General features: G+C 70.6%; 17 protein-coding genes and 1 pseudogene. 14 read left to right on the top strand and 4 right to left on the bottom strand.

The genetic code is table 11. From position 1 onward, the window contains the following. Positions 1-29 precede the first annotated feature (29 nt). Genes hydA through OG905_RS08090 form a run of 3 tightly spaced genes read left to right on the top strand, consistent with a single transcriptional unit; the run spans position 30 to position 3,988 of the window. Entirely contained in the window at positions 30-1,436 is a 1,407-nt protein-coding gene (gene hydA / locus OG905_RS08100; RefSeq protein ID WP_328667000.1) for a dihydropyrimidinase, read from the top strand. Positions 1,437-1,448: 12 nt separating this feature from the next. Beyond that, a complete protein-coding gene (locus OG905_RS08095) occupies positions 1,449-2,450 on the top strand; it encodes a TIGR03842 family LLM class F420-dependent oxidoreductase (RefSeq protein WP_328666999.1) in 1,002 nt (333 codons plus the stop codon). 14 nt (positions 2,451-2,464) lie between these two features. Next, complete coding sequence (locus tag OG905_RS08090) at positions 2,465-3,988, top strand: NCS1 family nucleobase:cation symporter-1 (RefSeq protein WP_328666998.1); 1,524 nt, start codon at positions 2,465-2,467, stop codon at positions 3,986-3,988. 447 nt (positions 3,989-4,435) lie between these two features. On the opposite strand, the gene OG905_RS08085 is transcribed toward OG905_RS08090, so the two are convergent. Continuing rightward, the gene (locus tag OG905_RS08085) at positions 4,436-5,227 is read right to left on the bottom strand and encodes an SDR family NAD(P)-dependent oxidoreductase (protein WP_328666997.1); all 792 of its coding nucleotides are present in this window, start codon (positions 5,225-5,227) and stop codon (positions 4,436-4,438) included. Between the two features lie 79 nt (positions 5,228-5,306). Here OG905_RS08085 and OG905_RS08080 point away from each other — a divergent pair, with 79 nt between their 5' ends. Further along, on the top strand, positions 5,307-6,713 hold the full coding sequence (locus OG905_RS08080; protein WP_443044062.1) for an amidase: 1,407 nt from the start codon (positions 5,307-5,309) through the stop codon (positions 6,711-6,713). Between the two features lie 5 nt (positions 6,714-6,718). Next, positions 6,719-7,294, top strand: coding sequence for a TetR/AcrR family transcriptional regulator (locus OG905_RS08075; protein ID WP_328666995.1), 576 nt, complete (start codon positions 6,719-6,721; stop codon positions 7,292-7,294). Positions 7,295-7,554: 260 nt separating this feature from the next. On the opposite strand, the gene OG905_RS08070 is transcribed toward OG905_RS08075, so the two are convergent. Further along, on the bottom strand, positions 7,555-8,337 hold the full coding sequence (locus tag OG905_RS08070; RefSeq protein ID WP_328666994.1) for a TIGR02569 family protein: 783 nt from the start codon (positions 8,335-8,337) through the stop codon (positions 7,555-7,557). A gap of 134 nt (positions 8,338-8,471) precedes the next feature. Further along, positions 8,472-9,038 (bottom strand): nucleoside deaminase, encoded by a 567-nt coding sequence (locus tag OG905_RS08065; RefSeq protein WP_328666993.1) that lies wholly within the window; start codon positions 9,036-9,038, stop codon positions 8,472-8,474. An 81-nt stretch (positions 9,039-9,119) separates the two neighbouring features. On the opposite strand from OG905_RS08065, the gene OG905_RS08060 reads away from it, so the two are divergent. The 3 genes from OG905_RS08060 to OG905_RS08050 all read left to right on the top strand — a co-directional run bounded on the left by OG905_RS08060 (position 9,120) and on the right by OG905_RS08050 (position 12,537). After that, positions 9,120-10,097: an antibiotic biosynthesis monooxygenase gene (locus tag OG905_RS08060; RefSeq protein WP_328666992.1), complete on the top strand. Its 978-nt coding sequence runs from the start codon at positions 9,120-9,122 to the stop codon at positions 10,095-10,097. 47 nt (positions 10,098-10,144) lie between these two features. Then, on the top strand, positions 10,145-11,524 hold the full coding sequence (locus tag OG905_RS08055) for an FAD-binding oxidoreductase (protein WP_328666991.1): 1,380 nt from the start codon (positions 10,145-10,147) through the stop codon (positions 11,522-11,524). A 191-nt stretch (positions 11,525-11,715) separates the two neighbouring features. Further along, positions 11,716-12,537: an inositol monophosphatase family protein gene (locus tag OG905_RS08050; RefSeq protein ID WP_328666990.1), complete on the top strand. Its 822-nt coding sequence runs from the start codon at positions 11,716-11,718 to the stop codon at positions 12,535-12,537. A 486-nt stretch (positions 12,538-13,023) separates the two neighbouring features. On the opposite strand, the gene OG905_RS08045 is transcribed toward OG905_RS08050, so the two are convergent. Beyond that, a complete protein-coding gene (locus OG905_RS08045; RefSeq protein WP_328666989.1) occupies positions 13,024-13,818 on the bottom strand; it encodes a nucleotidyltransferase family protein in 795 nt (264 codons plus the stop codon). Between the two features lie 86 nt (positions 13,819-13,904). On the opposite strand from OG905_RS08045, the gene OG905_RS08040 reads away from it, so the two are divergent. From OG905_RS08040 to OG905_RS08015, 6 genes and pseudogenes are all read left to right on the top strand, one after another. Next, entirely contained in the window at positions 13,905-15,329 is a 1,425-nt protein-coding gene (locus OG905_RS08040; protein ID WP_328666988.1) for a phytoene desaturase family protein, read from the top strand. A 36-nt stretch (positions 15,330-15,365) separates the two neighbouring features. Further along, positions 15,366-15,887, top strand: coding sequence for an O-acetyl-ADP-ribose deacetylase (locus tag OG905_RS08035; RefSeq protein WP_328666987.1), 522 nt, complete (start codon positions 15,366-15,368; stop codon positions 15,885-15,887). A gap of 49 nt (positions 15,888-15,936) precedes the next feature. Further along, positions 15,937-17,412: an AlkA N-terminal domain-containing protein gene (locus OG905_RS08030; protein ID WP_328666986.1), complete on the top strand. Its 1,476-nt coding sequence runs from the start codon at positions 15,937-15,939 to the stop codon at positions 17,410-17,412. Positions 17,413-17,424: 12 nt separating this feature from the next. Next, the gene (locus OG905_RS08025) at positions 17,425-17,919 is read left to right on the top strand and encodes a methylated-DNA--[protein]-cysteine S-methyltransferase (RefSeq protein WP_328666985.1); all 495 of its coding nucleotides are present in this window, start codon (positions 17,425-17,427) and stop codon (positions 17,917-17,919) included. A gap of 138 nt (positions 17,920-18,057) precedes the next feature. Then, positions 18,058-18,771 (top strand): ROK family protein, encoded by a 714-nt coding sequence (locus OG905_RS08020; protein WP_328666984.1) that lies wholly within the window; start codon positions 18,058-18,060, stop codon positions 18,769-18,771. Continuing rightward, positions 18,659-19,135 (top strand): annotated as a pseudogene (locus OG905_RS08015) (IS5 family transposase); the annotation flags it as partial. The gene OG905_RS08020 and the pseudogene OG905_RS08015, both read left to right, overlap by 113 nt. Positions 19,136-19,267 lie beyond the last annotated feature (132 nt).

Here is a 19,267-nt window from a genome sequence, read left to right as displayed (position 1 = left end):
ACCGTACGCACGAGAGGGAGCGCACCACCATGAGCAGCACCCGCACCCTGATCCGCGGCGGCCTGGTCGTCACCGCCGCGGACGAGATCCACGCCGACGTACTGATCGAGGACGGCCGGATCGCCGCTCTCGCAGCGCACGGCTCCGCCGTCGCCGGGGGCTGGACCGCCGACCGCATCATCGACGCGACCAACAAGTACGTCATCCCGGGCGGCGTCGACGCGCACACCCACATGGAGCTGCCGTTCGGCGGGACCTTCGCCTCCGACACCTTCGAGACCGGCACCCGGGCCGCCGCCTGGGGCGGCACGACCACCATCGTCGACTTCGCCGTGCAGTCGGTCGGCCATGCCCTGCGCGAAGGACTCGACGCCTGGTACGCCAAGGCCGACGGCAACTGCGCCATCGACTACGGCTTCCACATGATCCTCTCCGACGTGAACGAGTCCTCGCTGAAGGAGATGGACCACCTGGTGGAGGAGGGCATCACCTCCTTCAAGCTCTTCATGGCCTACCCGGGCGTCTTCTACAGCGACGACGGGCAGATCCTGCGGGCCATGCAGCGCTCCGCCACCAACGGCGGGCTGATCATGATGCACGCCGAGAACGGCATCGCGATCGACGTCCTGGTGGAACAGGCACTCGCCCAGGGCCGCACCGACCCGCGCTACCACGGCGAGGTGCGCCAGGTCCTGCTGGAGGCGGAGGCCACCCACCGTGCCATCCAGCTCGCCCGGGTCGCCGGCGCCCCGCTCTACGTCGTCCATGTGTCAGCCGACGAAGCGGTCGCCGAGCTCGCGGCCGCCCGCGACAAGGGCCTCAATGTCTTCGGCGAGACCTGCCCGCAGTACCTCTTCCTGTCCACCGACAATCTCGCCGAGCCGGACTTCGAGGGCGCCAAGTACGTCTGCTCGACGCCCCTGCGGCCGCGTGAGCACCAGGCGGCGCTCTGGAGGGGACTGCGGACGAACGACCTCCAGGTCGTCTCCACCGACCACTGCCCGTTCTGCTTCAGCGGCCAGAAGGAGCTGGGCCGCGGGGACTTCTCCAAGATTCCCAACGGGCTGCCGGGCGTGGAGCACCGGATGGACCTGCTGCACCAGGCCGTCCTGGACGGGCACATCACCCGCCGACGCTGGATCGAGATCGCCTGCGCCACACCGGCCCGGATGTTCGGCCTCTACCCCAAGAAGGGCACCATCGCCCCCGGCGCCGACGCCGATGTCGTCATCTACGACCCGCACGCCGAACAGACTCTCTCCGTCGAGACGCACCACATGAACGTCGACTACTCCGCCTACGAGGGCAAGCGGATCACCGGCCAGGTGGAGACCGTGCTCTCGCGCGGCGAAGTGGTCATCGACCAGCGGGAGTTCACCGGCCGGGCGGGACACGGCCAGTACACCCCCCGAGGCACCTGCCAGTACCTGAACTAGGAGCACCACGTCATGGACTTCGGACTTGTCCTGCAGACCGACCCGCCGGCCTCGGCCGTCGTCTCGCTCATGCAGCGCGCGGAACGCAACGGCTTCCGCTACGGCTGGACCTTCGACTCGGCAGTGCTCTGGCAGGAGCCCTTCGTCATCTACAGCCAGATCCTGGAACACACGCAGGAGATGCACGTCGGACCGATGGTGACCAACCCAGGGACCAGGACCTGGGAAGTCACCGCCTCCACCTTCGCGACGCTGAACGACATGTTCGGCAACCGCACGGTGTGCGGCATCGGACGAGGGGACTCGGCGATGCGCGTCGCGGGCCGCAAGCCCAACACCCTGGCCCGGCTCGGCGAGGCGATGGGCGTCATCCGCGATCTGGCCGAGGGCCGGGAGGCCGAGGTCGACGGGCAGCCGCTGCGGCTGCCGTGGGTGCGCGACGGGAAGCTGCCGGTGTGGATGGCGGCGTACGGACCGAAGGCACTGGCGCTCACGGGCCAGAAGGCCGACGGTTTCATCCTCCAGCTCGCCGACCCGTATCTGACCGCGTCGATGGTCACCGCCGTACGCACGGCCGCCTCCGACGCCGGACGCGACCCCGCATCCCTCACCATCTGCGTCGCCGCGCCCGCCTATGTCAGTGACGACCTGGCGCACGCCCGCGAACAGTGCCGATGGTTCGGCGGGATGGTCGGCAACCACGTCGCCGATCTGGTCTCCCGTTACGGCGAGCACTCCGACCTGGTGCCCGAGGCCCTCACCGCGTACATCAAGGCGCGCGAGGGCTACGACTACAGCCACCACGGCCGCGCCGGGAACCCGTCAACGGACTTCGTCCCGGACGAGATCGTCGACCGCTTCTGTCTGCTCGGCCCGGCCGAGGCGCACATCGAGAAGCTGAAGGCGCTGCGCGAACTGGGCGTGGACCAGTTCGCCGTGTACAACATGCACGACGCGAAGGAAGCGACCATCGACGCGTACGGCTCCGAGATCATCCCGGCACTCAACCGCTGAAGGGCCAGCCGCCAGTGACTGCGACCGTCCCCTCCGGAGAACCCATAATCGACCAGGCCGGCCGCGTCGAGCTTGCGCCCGGCGCGGCACCTTCCGACAACCGCTTCGTCAACGACGATCTGCTGCCCGTACCGGTCGCGCAGCGCCGCTGGACGACGTACAACTTCGCGGCCCTGTGGGTCGGCATGGCCCACAACATCCCGTCCTGGCTGCTCGCCTCCGGACTCGTCACGCTCGGCATGGACTGGAAGCAGGCGGTGTTCACCATCGCCCTGGCCAATCTGATCGTGCTGTTCCCGATGCTGCTGACCGGGCACGCGGGACCCAAGTACGGCATCCCCTTCCCCGTTCTCGCCCGGGCCTCCTTCGGCCTGCGCGGGGCGAACCTGCCCGCGCTGATCCGGGCGGGGGTGGCCTGCGCCTGGTTCGGCATCCAGACCTGGATCGGCGGCCAGGGCATCTTCGTCCTGCTCGGCAAGATCTTCGGTGGCTGGGCCGGGGCCGCGGAGGTCGGCGGGCAGCCGTGGACGCTGTGGGTGTGCTTCGTGCTCTTCTGGGTGCTCGAACTGGCCATCATCTACCGGGGGATGGAGGCGCTGCGGCGGTTCGAGAACTGGGCGGCGCCCTTCGTCATCGTCGGCGCGCTGGTGCTGCTGGTGTGGATCGCCACGAAGGCGGGCGGCCTCGGCCCGCTGCTCGACCAGCCGTCCAAGCTGGGCTGGGGCGCGGACTTCTGGACGGTCTTCTTCCCCTCCCTGATGGGGATGATCGCCTTCTGGTCGACCCTCTCCCTGAACATCCCGGACTTCACCCGATTCGGAGCCGGTCAACGTGCCCAGATCTGGGGGCAGTCGCTCGGACTGCCGACGACCATGACGCTCTTCGCCCTGCTGTCGGTCTTCGTCACCTCCGGCTCGCAGGCCGTGTACGGCGCGGCCGTCTGGGACCCCGTCCAGCTCGCCGCCAAGACCGACAATGTCTTCGGGCTGCTCTTCGCCCTGGTGACCGTGCTGATCGCGACGATCTCGGTGAACATCGCGGCGAACGTCGTCTCACCGGCGTACGACCTGGCGAACCTCGCGCCGAAGCTGATCAACTTCCGTAGGGGAGCGCTGATCACGGGCGTCGTCGGGGTGCTGATCATGCCGTGGAAGCTCACCGAGACACCCGAGCTCTACATCTTCACCTGGCTCGGTCTGGTCGGCGGGCTGCTCGGCACGGTCGCCGGCATCCTCATCGCCGACTACTGGGTCGTCCGCCGGACCGTGCTCGACCTGCCCGGTCTCTACACCCCGGGCGGCCGTTACTGGTACGCCTCCGGCTGGAATCCGCGCGCGGTCGCGGCCTTCGCGGTCGGCGGTGTGCTGGCGGTGGGCGGATCGCACTCCGCGCCCGGCAAGGGGCCCTTCCCCGAGGACGGCCTCATCCCGTTCCTGAAGCCGCTCGCCGACTACGGCTGGGCGGTGGGGCTGGCGGCTTCGCTCGTGCTCTACATGGTGCTCATGCTGCCGGAGCGGGCCCGGCTGAGGGCAAGCTGAACGGCGCATGCAGTGGCGCGAGCGTGCACATCGGTGCCCGCTCGCGCCACGCGCCGGCCTAGGGCCTGTCGTTCGGATCTTGCCGGGTTCGCGTGCCCTGGCACGCGCGCTCGCTGCGTTGCGTCAGTCGCCGACGCTCCGCGTCGGCTCTCCCCCTGCCTTCGGCGGGGGGACCCCCATCCTCCAGCTTGCGATCGCACGCACCAGACCCCGCTCACTGATCCGGCCTGATCCAAACGACAGGGCCTAGGTCGTGTCTTCAAAGTCCCTCCCCCAGAGCTTCGCCTGGGAGGTACCCCCACCTGGCGACGCCTGGCACGCACGCTCGCTGCGTTGTCGTCAGTCGCCGACGCTCCGCGTGGGCTCTTTCCTCCGCCTTGCGATCGCACGCACCAGACGCCGTCAGGCCCGCCCTTCGGGCGGACGACGCTACTTTGAAGACACTCCCTAGCGGCTGGGGCGCTGGGACTCCACGATCTTGCGGATCGTGGGCTCGGCCCCCGACCGCCGCTGGACCCGTTCGGCGAAGCCCGGGAACTGGCCTGCGATCGCGCTGAGGATCTTCAACTCCAGGGGCGCGACATTGATTTCGGCGACATCGCGCTCGACGGCCCGCACCACACCGTTCACGACCTGCCGCGGCGAGACCGTACGCACACCGGCGGGAGTACCCGAGCCGGTCGCCGCGAACATCCCCAGGTCCCGTACGAAACCGGGCTGGACGATCGAGACGCCGACACCTGTGCCGTGCAGATCCTGGCGCAGGGCGAGCGAGAAGCCGCGCAGCGCGAACTTGGTTCCGCTGTACAACGACGAGGACTTGGTCGCCGCCTTGCCGGAGAGTGAGCCGACGAAGGCTATGTGGCCCCGGCCCGCGTCGACCATGGCGGGGGCGAGCAGCCGCGCCAGGAGCGCGGGAGCGCGGAAGTTGACCGCGATGGCGCGGTCGATCTGCTCCGGTGTGTAGTCCAGCAGGTCACCGCTGGAGGGCAGTGCGGCGTTGGCGATCAGGATGTCCGTACCGGCGGCCTCGTCCGCGAGCCGCCGTACATCGTCGTCGTCCGCGAGGTCGGCGAGGATCGTGCGCGCCCCATAGCGGTCGGCGAGCGGCTCCAGGGCCTCGCGGCGGCGGCCGGTCAGCACCAACTTCGCGCCCTTGGCGGACAGTTCGGCGGCGAGTGCGCCGCCGATGCCGCCGGTGACGCCGGTCAGCAGAACGGTTGCTCCGGTGATGCGCATCTGGTTACCCTCCAGTTCTGTTCGTTCGAACGAACAATAGGGAGGCGGGGCGGTCGTGTCCACAGACGAATTCGGCGGACTGGCAGAACACATAAAGGTTTTGAGGAGTGGTCAGACCTCCTCCGAGGAGCTCGTGAGAGACGCGCTCAAGCGCATCGAGGCCAGCCAGTCCACCATCAACGCCTTCCGCTGGACACGCGGCGAACGGGCCGTCGACGAAGCCAAGGACGCCGACCGGCGGCTCGCGGCAGGGGAGCGGCTGCCGCTGCTCGGTGTGCCCGTCGCCGTCAAGGACGACACCGATGTGGCCGGGCTGCCGACTCTCTTCGGCTGCTCCGGCGAACTCGCCCCGGCCGAGCGGGACGGAGAGGCGGTACGCCGGCTGCGCGCGGCCGGCGCCGTCATCGTCGGCAAGACCAACTCCTGCGAACTCGGGCAGTGGCCGTTCACCGAGGGCCCCGCCTTCGGCGCCACCCGCAACCCCTGGTCCACCGACCACACCCCCGGAGGCTCCTCCGGCGGCTCCGCGGCAGCCGTCGCCGCCGGGCTCGTGCCCGCCGCCCTCGGCTCCGACGGCGCGGGCTCGGTCCGTATCCCGGCCGCCTGGTCCCATCTCGTCGGCATCAAACCGCAGCGCGGACGCGTCTCCCTCCACCCCTACTCGGACGCCTTCCAGGGCCTCGCCGTCAACGGCCCGCTCGCCCGCACTATCGCCGACGCCGCCCTGCTGCTCGACGTCGTGCAGGGCCCGCATGCCGAAGACCTGCACCAGCCGGCCGCGATCGACGCTTCGGCCGCGGCCCGCCGCGACCCGGGCCACCTGCGCATAGCCCTCGCCTGGCGGCCCCCGCTCACCCTCACCCGCAGCATGCCGCACCCCGAAGTACGCCGCGGCGTCACCGCACTTGCCGAAGCACTCGCCCGGCTCGGCCACCATGTCGAGGAGGCCCGGCCGCGCTACGGGCTGATCGGCCTCGCCTTCGTGCCGCGCGCCACCGCGGGCATCGCCGAGGTCGCGTCCCTCCACCCCGAACCCGCACTCCTCGACCCGCGCACCCGCACCGCCATGCGGCACGGCCGGACACTCGGCGGGCGCGTCGTGCGGGCCGCCCGCGCCCGCGAAGTCCGCCAGCACCGCCGGATCGGCGCGATCTTCGACTCGTACGACGTCGTCCTCACGCCCACGACCGCGGCCCCGCCCCCGCGCATCGGCACCTTCGACGGCCTCAGCGCCTGGCGCACCGACGCGACCATGGCCGCCGCGTGCCCGTACGCCTGGCCCTGGAACGTCCTCGGCTGGCCCGGCGTCAACGTCCCCGCCGGTCTCACGACCGACGGACTGCCCGTCGGCGCCCAACTGCTCGGCCCCGCAGGCAGCGAGGAACGGCTGATCTCGCTCGCCGCCCAACTGGAGGCCGACCTGCGCTGGTACGAGAAGCGCCCGCCCGCCCCGCTGATCCCCGGGAGCGTGCCGGTGGAACAATGACCGCCATGTCCAGCCCCGCCCGCTCCGCCCCCACCCGGCAGCGCATCATCACTGCCGTCCTGCACATCATCGGCAAGGACGGGGTCGCGGCGGTGACCAACCGGCGGATCGCCAAGGAGGCCGGGGTCTCGCTCGGCTCGGTCACGTACCACTTCGAGACCCAGCACGAGCTGCTGCGCGAGAGCCTGCTGCACTTCGTGCGCGAGGAGACCCGCCGCTTCACCGAACTCGCCGACCAGTGCCAGAGCGACGGCGTCGACATCGACGGCGCGGCCGCCCTGGCGGGCCAGGTGGCGGGCGGCACCGCCTTCGACAGCGAGCACATCGCGCCCTTCGAGCTGTACGTCGAGGCCGGGCGCGACGAGCGGCTGCGGGAGGCCGCGGCGGAGGCCTTCGCGGCGTACGACCGGCTGGCGACGCAGATCCTCACCGGCCTCGGCGTCCCGGACGCCGAACACCTCGCCGCGACGACGGTCGCGCTGGTGATGGGCCTCCAACTGCGCCGCCTGGCGACGGGAGGCCCGGCGCAGGACCTGGTCGACGCGCTGCTGCTGCTGGCGCGGGGGGCGGTGGGGCGGTAGGCGGCGGGGAGGTGCCGCCTGCGGCGGGCCGGTTCCCCTACCCGCCCCTACCCGAACTGGGGCAAGCCCCAGACTCCGGACGGCCTTCGGCCGTGTCCTCAAACACCGGACGGGCTGGATGTGCGGCCCTGCCGCGCATCCAGCCCCGTGGGGGTCCCCCCGGACGAAGTCTGGGGGAGTTTGAGGCGCGGGGGCCCGGGGGCAGCGCCCCCGGTTACGGGAAGGGGCGGGTAGGGGAAAGAACCACTCGGCGAGCCAGGTCAGCCGGCTGCCAGGACCAGGTCCACGACCGGCCGGTACTCGCTCTCCGCGGCCTCGTCCAGGCTCTCGTGCGTCGCGATACGGAAGATCAGCGCGCGGACGAGGAGTTGACGCCAGTCCGGCAGATGCGACCAGCGCTCCAGCAGCGCCACGTCGGCCGCGGACCAGCACAGCGCGTCGACGGCGACGATCGCCGAGGCCCAGGCCGCCGGGCGCCAGTACGGCTGCCAGTCGGTGATCGCGGGCGGCAGGCCGGGTTCGAAGAGGACGGTGCCCAGCAGATCGCCGTGGACGATCTGGGCGGGTGCCTCGACCCGGCCGCGGGCGGCCAACAGCGGCTTGAGCAGCGGGAAGTCCGAGACCTCGTCGGTCTCCTGCCAGGCCAGCCGGTCCGCCCGGGACCACGGGTCCTCCCGTACGGTGAGGAAACGCGGGCGGGGCAGGTCGCTGAGCGCCGCGTGGAACGCCTCGCCCGCCCGGATGACGTCGTCGGCGCGGTGCGGATCGGCGGATCCGCCGGTCAGCCGCCAGGCCTCCCAGCCGTGCGCCGCCCAGCCCCCGTCCGCCGCCGGGACGGGGCGGGCCACCCGGAAGCCGTGGGCCCCCGGCAGATGGTGCAGCACGCCCGCGCGCCATACCGTCTCGGGCTCCGAGGCGGCGGGCTTCAGCACCAGCGGTCCTGAACGCCAGGCGGAACCCTGGCCACCGGGGAGCGGGACGGGTGCTTCGGATGCACCGAAAGCCGTGAGTACACGAGCGGACGGTGCGGGGGACTGGGTCATGGCCCCGGAGCGTAGGCGGCTGGCTTGCATGGATGCCGAACTTTCCCTTCGTACCGGATGAATTCGAGGTGCCGAGCGAAGTCGAGGGCGGCTGCATTCCGCCTCGCACCGCTGCCCGGTGACACCCCGTCAGTTCAGTAAGGGTGCCGGTCGGGCTTGGTGCTCCATGCCTCGTAGGCCTTCGCGCCCATCTCGGGGTGGATCTGCTCGATCTGGATCCTGCGCTCGTCGAGGGGCTTCATGAAGTCCTCGTACTGGAAGGCGTCATCGAATCCGATCTCACGCGTGGCCTTCAGATCGCAGCTGAAATAGACGCTGTCGATGCGCGACCAGTAGATGGCGCTCATGCACATCGGGCACGGGGCGCCGCTGATGTAGATCGAGCATCCCTTGAGCATGCGGGCTCGCTCCGGTACTGGGTCGGGGGATCCTGCCGGGCGCTGCACGTATGCGAGCGTGCTCTCGTTCTGGTGATCCTCCGATATGGAGGGTGCCTCGGGATTGAGCCGCTGAACCGCTTTGCGAATGGTCTCCACTTCGGCGTGCGCGGTGGGGTCGCCGGTGAGGAGTACGCGATTTTGGCCGCGGGCGAGGATCTCGCCGTCACGGGTGATGACCGCGCCGAAAGGGCCGCCCCATCCCTCTTCCACGGACTCGGTGGCCAGCCGTATCGCCTCCGACAGAAACTCCTTGTGCCCCATATCGAACCTCCGCTTCGCCCTATACCGAGGTGTGATTCCCCCATTTGTCCGATAACTCCCCTACGTAGTAGGCTACTCCGTATGGGTGTTACTGCAAGCCGTGTCCCGGGCGGCGACGGTGCCACCGTCGTGACCTCCCAGAAAGTCCGGGAGGGCCGGGTTGACGCCTATAAGCGCTGGCAGGAGAAGACCAACCACGTGGCCGAGGGCTTTGACGGCTTCGAGGGCGCGGAGCTGTATCCACCGGACTCCGGCGAGGAGAACGAGTGGGTGGTGGTCTTCCGGTTCTCCCGTGTCGACCAGTTGACCACATGGCTCGACTCCGGCGCGCGCCGCAGACTCCTGGACGAGGCACAACTGCTGTTCGATGGCGCACCGACCCAGGAGGTATTGGCCGGCGGAGCGCCCGCCCCTCAGGAGCAGCAGGCTGTCACGGCGGTCATCTCCCATTCCGTGCGGCCGGGGAAAGAGCGCGACTTCATGGGCTGGCAGGACAAGGTCCTGAAGGCGCAGGAAAAGCATCCCGGTTTCATGGGGACCGAGTTGTTTGAGCCGGTCGAGGGGATCCAGGACAAGTGGGTGGTCGCTTTCCGTTACGACACTCGTGGCAACCTCGACGAATGGCTCGCCTCTGCCGAACGCGTAAAGCTGCTGGACGAGGGGCGCCAGTACTTCTCCTCGTACGAGGTACGCAAGATCGGGTCGGCGTTCAGCGGCTGGTTCCGCTTCGGGGAGGGCGACGAGGAAGGGATTCCGTCCAACTGGAAACAGGCCATGTCCGTCGTCCTGGCGCTCTATCCGACGGTGATGGTTCTGAATCTGACGGTGGGAAAGGAATTCGACGACTGGGGCATACCCGGGTATCTGGGCCTGTTCATCTCCAATGTGCTGAGTGTCTCCATCCTGACCTGGGTGCTGATGCCGCTGGTCAACAGAGCTCTCGCGTTCTGGCTGCTGCCCGACCGGGCACGTTCCGCGCGTACGCATGTGGGGGGCGCGTTGGTCGTGATGCTGTGCTGGGCGGTCTTCATCCTGGTATTCGGCCTGACCACTGACTGAGGACCGAATGACGACGGACTGACGACTGGTCAACCAATGGGGTCATCGTGGGCGGACAGACGCAGGCGCGGCGTATCGAGGGAGACATCGTCCGGCGGGGCGATGCCGGATACGAGAGCGTCCGGCAGGGCATCCTGTGGAACGGGCTCAAGCCCGATCGGTTCCCCGAATTGATCGTCCGGGTGGCCTCGCAGCGCGATGTCGCGGAAGCCGTGGCACTCGCCCGCTCCGAGGGGCTGCGCATCGCCGTACGGGCGGGCGGGCACAGCTGGTGCGGCTCGCCACTGCGCGACGGGGGCATGCTCATCGACCTCGCCGCACTCAACCGGATCCACATCGACCCGAACTCGGCCACGGCGACCGTCCAGCCCGCCGTCACTGGGGGCGCACTCGCCTCCGAACTCTCCCGGCACGGCCTGGCCTTCCCCACCGGGCACTGCGGATCCGTCGCCCTCGGCGGGTACCTCCTCAGCGGCGGTCTGGGCTGGAACTCCGGCGCGCTGGGACCGGCTTGCGCGAGTGTGCGGCAGATAGAAGCCGTCACAGCCGCCGGTGAGGTCGTCCAGTGCGACGCTGAGGAGAACTCCGACCTGTTCTGGGCGGCGCGCGGAGCCGGCCCCGGCTTCTTCGCGATTGTCACCGCCTTCCGCCTCGCCCTGTACCCGCTCCCGGAGGCGATCGTCACGACCACGTACGCCTTTGCGCTGGCGGACGTCGTACCCGTGACCCGCTGGGTCAGCGAGGCCGTCACCGAACTCCCGCCGACCGTCGAACTGTCCTTCCTGATGGGCACCGCCGACCCGGTCATGTCGGCGGCCACGCCGAGGCCCAAGGTGGTCGTCGTCGCGGCCACCGCCTTCGCGGACAGCCAGGACGAGGCGATCCGCTCTCTCGAGCCGCTGCGTGCCTGCCCGCTCGACGACCGTGCCATATTCATCCAGGCCGACGAGCCGGCCTCCTTGGAGGCCCTTGACGAGTCCTCCGGGACCCTGTGGCCGGCGAGCTACCGCTGTGCCGTCGACACCCTGTGGTCGGACGCGGACTACGAAACCCTGCTGTCGAGGCTCGCCGCTGTTGTCGCCGCGGCACCCTCGGAGAAGTCCCTCGTACTCGCCCCCGTGTCACCGATCTCACGGGACAAGGCACGCCAGCACGAGATGGCCTTCTCGGTGCTCGGCGACAGCTATGTCGTCCCGTTCGCGATCTGGGACTCCCCGGCGCAGGACGACGCCAACACGCGCTGGCTGCGCGAAGCCATGCGAGTCGTCGAACCCCTCGGCACGGGCCATTACATCGCCGAAGCCGACCTCACGGCCGATCCCTCCCGTGCCCGGCGCTCCTTCAGCCCGTCCGACTGGGACCGCCTGGAACGGCTCAAGGCGCGCTACGACCCCGAGGACGTCTTCTTCTCCTATCTCGGGCGATGAACTGCGGATCGTTGTCGTGACGTCACTTTCGGTGACAACAGGTCTTCAGGTCGGAGGGCAGGCTCTGCGGGGTGGCCGGGGACCCGCGCGCCGGCGTGCTCCCCGCCGGAGAACCCGAGGGGAATGCAGGGTTACGCCGTGGGGCGCCGAGCGGACAGCGCGATGTCAGCGGGCCGTGCTTTGCTGGAGAAATGATCGATGACTTCTTGAACGGTGATCTTTCCGCAGTCGAGGAGGCGGTCCGCAAGGCGGCCGCCACCGAGATCACGCCGCGTTACCGCCAGCTCGCCGCGCACGAGATCGTCGAGAAGACCGGCCCGCACGACCTTGTGACGACGGCCGACCGCAATGCCGAGGAGCACCTCACCGCCTCGCTGACGGCGCTGCTGCGCGGCTCCGTCGTGGTGGGCGAGGAGGCCGTCCATGCGGACCCGTCGGTGTACGAGGCGCTGCAGGGCGACGCGCCCGTGTGGATCGTCGACCCGGTGGACGGCACGCGGCAGTTCGTCCGCGGCGAGCCCGGATTCTGCACGCTCGTCGCTCTCGCCCAGCACGGCGAGGTGCTCGCGTCCTGGACGTACGCGCCGGTCCTGGAGGAGATGGCGATCGCGATACGGGGCGGCGGCGCACGGCTCAACGGCACGCCGATACGGTCGGGTTCACCGACGCCGGGCGCGGTGCTGGAGATCGCGATGTCCCACCCGGACTACACCACCCCGGACCAGAAGCATGCCCTGCTCGGTCTGAACACTGATGGCGTCCACGCCCGCCCTTGTGGATCGGCGGGCCTGGAGTACCTGTCGGTGGCCCGGGGAGACCTGGACGCGGTGGCCTTCTCCTGGGAGAACGCATGGGACCACGCGGCGGGCCTGCTCCTTGTGACGGAGGCGGGCGGGGCGCAGCTGACGGTATCGGGGGAGCGGTTCCGTATCGGGGGAGGAAATGCGCTGCCGTTCACGGCGGCGAGGGATGGGGGGACGGCGGAGAGGGTGCGGGACCTGTTGCGCGGGTGAGGGGATTTCCCGACCCCGCCCCTTCCTGCTGTGACATTCGCGGCTCCGTCCCAGGGCCATGTGGGGCTGGCGGCCCCCACATGCGGGGCTGCTCCGGCGGCTTCGCCGCGCGAGAAGAGCGACGCCGCCGCGGCCGTGGGGGGCGAAGGGGCTGGCGCCCCGAAGCCCGTGCTCCACCGGCTTCGCCGGGACGCGCAGAACGCGGGGCTGGCGCCCCCGCACCCGACTGGTGCCCCTGCGCCGCCCCGTTCGGCGAATCCGGCGCCGGCAAACAGCCCGTCCGGCGTTTGAGGACCGGGGTCCGGGGCAGAGCCCCGGTTGCGGGAAGGGGTGGGGAGGGGACAAGGCCCCGCCCAGCGGCCCCGACCCGCACCCTGCGGCAGGCCCGCGCAATGAACCCGCAAGGCCCGCGCAACGCAGTCGGCCCGCGCAACGAACCGCCAAGGCCCGCGGCCGCCGGCACACCGGACCCCACCCCCCGCGCCGCTAGGCCAGCCGCGACCTCGCGTCGGCCACCAGCGCGTCCGCCGACTCCACCGCCCCCGCGTCCAGGCCCCGCAGCGCCCCCGACACCCTCGACGCGAAGTCCTCCGGCGCCGCAGGCAAGGACGTCGCCGTCCGCAGCGCGCCCTTTTCGTTCAGGCACCACACCCTCGCGTGCGCGTGCAGCGACTGGACCAGGACACCGAACGCCCTGCTCAGGCACAGCGACTCATGCAGCACGTCCCCCTCGCCCACCGACTTCCGCGCCGCCGCGACCGAGAAGTCCGCCTCCCATGCCGCGTCGATCAGAGCGCCGCGCAGTGGCTCCGGGTAGCCCTGGGTCTGGGTGCGCAGTGACGTCAACTCGCCGTCCGCGTCGGCCAGTACGCGGCACAGCGCCACCTCGCCCGCGTACGCGGGCGACCAGAATCCCAGGGGGTGGCCCGCCTGCATTCCCGTCTCGTACCGGCCCGCCCGGCAGTCCGCCCAGACCGCCTCGACGCGGTCGAGGTCGCGCAGGATCCAGTCCACCTGGACGCCGTCCACCGACAGCCACGCGCCGCCGTTGACCCAGGGACCCCAGCCGCCAGGGCCCGCGATGTCGACCTGGGCGCCCGTCATCTCCTCGGCGAGGGCCGCCAGCGCCCCGGTATCGACCGAACCCCGGTAGTAGACGCCGAGGTCCCAGTCGGAGTCCGGGCGGTGCGTTCCCCGGGCGCGGCTGCCCCCCAGGGCCACCGCGCGCACCCCGTGTACCGCCATGAGCTGCTGCGACATCACTTCGATCCGGGAAATCATCGCTGCGGAGCCTACCGCCGCCCCCGCTGTCGGTGCTCCGCAATATCCTGGGGGCCTTGGCCATCGGCTGACAAAGGAGTCCGAAGGTGCCGTCGATGCTCGATGCCGTCGTCGTGGGGGCGGGGCCCAACGGGCTGACCGCAGCTGTCGAATTGGCCCGCCGCGGCTTCTCGGTGGCGGTGTACGAGGCGATGGACACCGTCGGCGGGGGAGCGAGGACCGAGGAGCTCACCCTCCCGGGTTTCCGCCACGACCCCTGCTCCGCCGTCCATCCGCTCGGCATCGGCTCACCGGCTTTCGCCGCCATGCCGCTGGCCCGGCACGGCCTGGAGTGGCTGCACCCCGAACTGCCCCTCGCGCACCCCTTTCCGGACGGCACCGCGGCCGTGCTGAGCCGGTCGGTCGGTGAGAGCGCCATGTCGCTGGGTGCCGGTGACGCCGGGGCCTACCGACGGCTCGTCGCGCCCTTCCTCGGGCACTGGGACACCCTCGCCGCGGACTTCCTGCGCACCCCCTGGGACGGCCTGCCCCGCGACCCGTACCGTCTCGCCCGCTTCGGGACGGTCGCGCTGCAGCCCGCCAGCTGGGTCTCGCGCCGTTTCGAGGGGGAGCGGGCCCGCGGTCTGTTCGCCGGGCTGGCCGCCCATGCCATCGCCCCCACCAGCGGGTTCGCCACCGCCGGGATCGCCCTGTGCTTCGCGCTCGCCGCGCACGAGGTCGGCTGGCCGGTGCCGCGCGGCGGTTCGCAGGCGATCTCGGACGCCCTCGCCTCGTATCTGCGTGAGCAGGGCGGCGTGATCCACACGGGCACGGAGGTCAAGCGGCTGGACGAGCTGCCCCCTGCCCGTGCGTATGTCTTCGACACCTCGCCGACCGCGGTCGCCAGGATCGCGGGCCTCGGCCAGGCGTATCAGCACTACCGCTACGGCGCCGCCGCTTTCAAGATCGACTACGCGCTCTCGGGGCCCGTTCCCTGGACCGCGAAGGAGGCCCGTACGGCAGGGACCGTGCACATCGGCCCCACCGTCGGCGAGATCGACGCGGCCCTGACCGCCGCCGTCGCGGGCCGTGACCCCAAGGTCCCCTTCCTGATCACCGCCCAGCCCAGCCTGGTGGACCCCTCCCGCGCCCCGGCGGGCAAGCATGTCCTGTGGGCGTACGGCCATGTTCCGGCCGGCTGGGAGGGCGACGCGACCGAGGTCATCGAGCGGCAGCTGGAGCGTTTCGCGCCCGGCTTCCGCGACCTCGTGCTGGCCCGCGCCGTCGCGGGCCCGCCCCAGCTCGCCCGGCGCAACGCCAACTACGTCGGCGGGGACATCGCCTGCGGAGCTTTCGCCGGACTCCAGACGCTGATCCGTCCCAGGCTCGCCCGCGTCCCGTACGCCACCGCGCACCCCGCCGTCTTCATCTGTTCCTCCGCGACCCCGCCGGGCCCCGGTGTGCACGGCATGTCCGGCCACCACGCCGCGAGGGCGGTCTGGCGCAGTCTGCGCAGGGTGCACTCTGCGTAGGCCGAAGCCGCAGGTGCACTTACGTAGGCTGAAGCCATGGTCGAGATCACCCTCGTGCGCGGAGACATCACCCGGCAGCATGTCGACGCCATCGTCAACGCCGCCAATTCCTCACTGCTCGGCGGCGGTGGTGTCGACGGAGCCATCCACCGTCGCGGCGGACCCGAGATCCTCGCGGAATGCCGCGCCCTGCGCGCCTCGCACTACGGCAAGGGCCTGCGCACCGGGCAGGCCGTCGCCACCACCGCGGGCCGCCTGGACGCCGACCATGTGATCCACACGGTCGGCCCCGTCTGGTCCCGGCAGGAGGACCGGTCCGGCCTGCTGGCCTCCTGTTACCGCGAATCGCTGCGCGTGGCACGGGAGCTGGGGGCGAGCACCGTCGCCTTCCCCGCCATCTCGACCGGCATCTACGGCTGGCCGATGGACGACGGCGCGCGGATCGCAGTCCGTACGGTCCGCGAGGCGGCTGCCGCGCCGGTCACCGAGGTACGTTTCGTGCTCTTCGACGAGCCCGCGTACAAGGAATTCGAGACCGCCCTGGCAGAGCAAGGCTGATGTCGTTTTCTCGCTAGCACCGGCCCTGGCGCTGCCGGATGCTTGAGCCATGCACACCGACACCGAGCGCTGCGTACGCGCCGTCCAGTCGAAGGACGCCCGATTCGACGGCTGGTTCTTCACGGCCGTGCTGACCACGCGGATCTACTGCCGCCCCAGCTGCCCGGTGGTGCCGCCGAAGGTCGAGAACATGACCTTCTACCCGAGCGCCGCCGCCTGTCAGCAGGCCGGATTCCGGGCCTGCAAGCGCTGCCGCCCCGATACCAGCCCCGGCTCTCCGGAGTGGAACGCCCGCGCGGACACCGTCGCACGCGCCATGCGTCTCATCCGCGACGGAGTCGTGGACCGCGAAGGGGTACCGGGCCTCGCCGCCCGCCTCGGCTACTCCACCCGGCAGATCGAGCGCCAGCTCCTCGCCGAGCTGGGTGCGGGACCGCTCGCCCTGGCCCGCGCGCAGCGCGCCCAGACCGCGCGCCTGCTCATCGAAACCACCCCGCTCCCGATGGCCGAGGTCGCCTTCGCGGCCGGTTTCGCCTCCATCCGCACCTTCAACGACACCGTCCGCGAGGTCTTCGCACTCGCCCCCGGCGAACTGCGCACCCGCGCCGCCCGCAGCCGTACCGCACCCCCGCAGACCCCCGGAGTGATCTCCCTGCGGCTGCCGTACCGCGCGCCTCTCAACCCGAGCAACCTTTTCGGCCACCTCGCCGCGACCGGCGTACCCGGTGTCGAGGAGTGGCGGGACGGGGCCTACCGCCGCACCCTCAACCTCCCCTACGGGCACGGCATCGTCGCCCTCACCCCGCAGCCCGACCACATCGCCTGCCGGCTCGCCCTCACCGACCCGCGCGACCTCACCATCGCGATCAGCCGCTGCCGCTGGATGCTCGACCTGGACGCCGATCCGGTCGCCGTCGACGACCAGCTGCGTACGGACGAGCTGCTCGCGCCGCTGGTCGACAAGGCGCCGGGGCGACGTGTGCCGCGCACCGCCGACGCGGCGGAGTTCGCCGTACGGGCGGTGCTGGGCCAGCAGGTCTCGACGGCCGCGGCCCGCACCCACGCGGGCCGCCTGGTCACGGCCCACGGCGAGGCGATCGAGGACGCAGAGGGCGGCCTCACGCATCTCTTCCCGTCCTCCGAGGCGCTGGCGACGCTGGACCCTCAGACCCTGGCGCTGCCCGGCACCCGCCGCACCACCTTCATGACCCTTGTCGGGGCGCTGGCCGACGGCTCACTGCAGCTCGGCGTCGACAGCGACTGGGACAAGGCCCGCGCGCAGCTGACCGCGATCCCCGGCTTCGGCCCCTGGACGGTGGAAGCGATCGCGATGCGCGCCCTGGGCGACCCGGACGCGTTCCTGCCCGGCGACCTCGGGATGCGGCGCGCCGCCGCCGAACTGGGTCTGCCCTCGACCCCGGTCGCGCTCACCAACCGCGCCGCGGCCTGGCGGCCCTGGCGGGCGTACGCCGTCCAGTACCTCTGGGCCACAGACGATCACCCCATCAACCGCCTCCCCTCATAAGGAAGTTCAGCCATGACCAAGCAGCACACGGTCGTCGACAGCCCCTACGGACCGCTGACCCTCGTCGCCACCGACGGAGTGCTGAGCGGGCTCTACATGCCCCAGCAGCGCCACCGGCCCGACGAGGAGACCTTCGGCGAGGAGGATCCCGCGCCCTTCGGCGAGGCGATCCGCCAGCTGAAGGCCTACTTCGCCCGCGAGCTCAAGGAATTCGACCTGCCGATGCGGCTGCACGGCACGGACTTCCAGCAGCGCGTCTGGGAACAGCTGCGGCAGATCCCGTACGGCGAGACACGGACCTACGGCGAACTGGCCGAGGCGCTCGGCAACGCCGGCGCCTCCCGCGCGGTGGGTCTGGCCAACGGCAAGAACCCGATCGGGATCATCGTTCCCTGCCACCGGGTCATCGGCTCGACGGGCAGCCTCGTCGGCTACGGCGGCGGACTCGACCGCAAGCAGCGGCTGCTGGCGTTCGAGTCCGGCACGCCCGAGGACGCGCTGTTCTAGGCACGGGCCCCGGCGATCTCACAGCCGTTTGAACGAGGCCGCGAGATGGGCATCCGCGCGGGCGGACGCCGCCCACTCATCAACGGCTTCCCAACAGGGCGATAGGTTTTCTTCGGGAGCGCGGCGTGAGGTGGGGCAATGCGGCATGCGGCAGTAGGCGTCGACATCGGTGGTACCAAGTTGCTCATGCTCGCGGAGGGGCGGGATCTTGAAGCGCCGCTCATTCGGCGCCTGGCCACGGGTCCTTCGGTCGTTCCTGCAGACATCGAAGCCGCTGTCCGGGCCTTCATCGCCGAAAACGCCCTGAAGCCGACGGCACTGGGGATCGCCGTGCCCGGCCTCGTCGAGAACGGTCAGGTCAAGATCTCCGATGTGTTGCCCCAGCTCACGGGCTGGGAGGGACTGCACGATGACGGCACCCCACAGCTGCTGGTCAATGACATCCGAGGAGCTCTCGCGCAGGAGTCGGCCGGCCTCTCCAAGGCCTCGTCCGCTGTGGTGATCGTCTGTGGGACCGCAGTGGGCTCGGCCTACCTGTGCGAGGGACGGGTCGTCCGCGGCTCGCGAGGATGGGCCGGTGAGATCGGCAGCATGCCCATTTCGACGCCCCAGGGTGTCAAGCGGCTCGACGACCTCGCCGGTGGCGGTGCGATCGTACGCGCGGTCGGCGAGCGTCCGGAACAGATCCATGCCGCGCTCGCCACGGGTGATCCTCGGACCCGGCGCATCGTGCGGCCCCGCCGACCATGCCATCGGGCGCTCCCGCGGTGGGCTGACCACCAAGGTTCACTTGGCGGCGGATGGGTGTTGTCGGCCGCTGTGCTTCGTCCTCACGCCTGGCCAGGCGGGTGACGCGCCCGCTTTCGAGCACGTCATGGCTGGGCTGCGTGTTCCGAGGGAGGCCGGCCGCCCGCGCACTCGCCCGGTGAAGGTGCTGGCCGACCGCGCCTACTCGTCCCGGGCCATCCGCGAGCACCTGCGAAGCCGCGGGATCAGGGCTGTGATCCCACAACCCGCCGACCAGATCGCCAACCGCAAGCGCAAAGGCCGCCGCGGCGGCCGCCCTCCTGGCTTCGACCGCGAGGCATACAAGCAGCGCAACACCGTCGAACGATGCATCAACCGCCTGAAGAACTGGCGCGGCCTGGCCACCCGCTACGAGAAGACCGCCGCCATATTCAAAGCAGGCCTCCACATCGCGGGCATCTTCATCTGATCAGCGAGATGATCCGGGGGAATCGGCTTCGGCGCCTTTCCGCAGAATCGGCGCGCCGGGCGCTTTAAACGCAGGGGCCGGGCGGCCGAGGGCTCGAGGTGGAGCTGCTCGATCGTCTCGATCACGAACCAG

The organism is Streptomyces sp. NBC_00322 (assembly GCF_036147535.1).
Taxonomy (GTDB): Bacteria; Actinomycetota; Actinomycetes; order Streptomycetales; family Streptomycetaceae; genus Streptomyces.
Note: the sequence above shows the minus strand (reverse complement) of the source record. Positions and strands in the feature narration are given on the sequence as shown.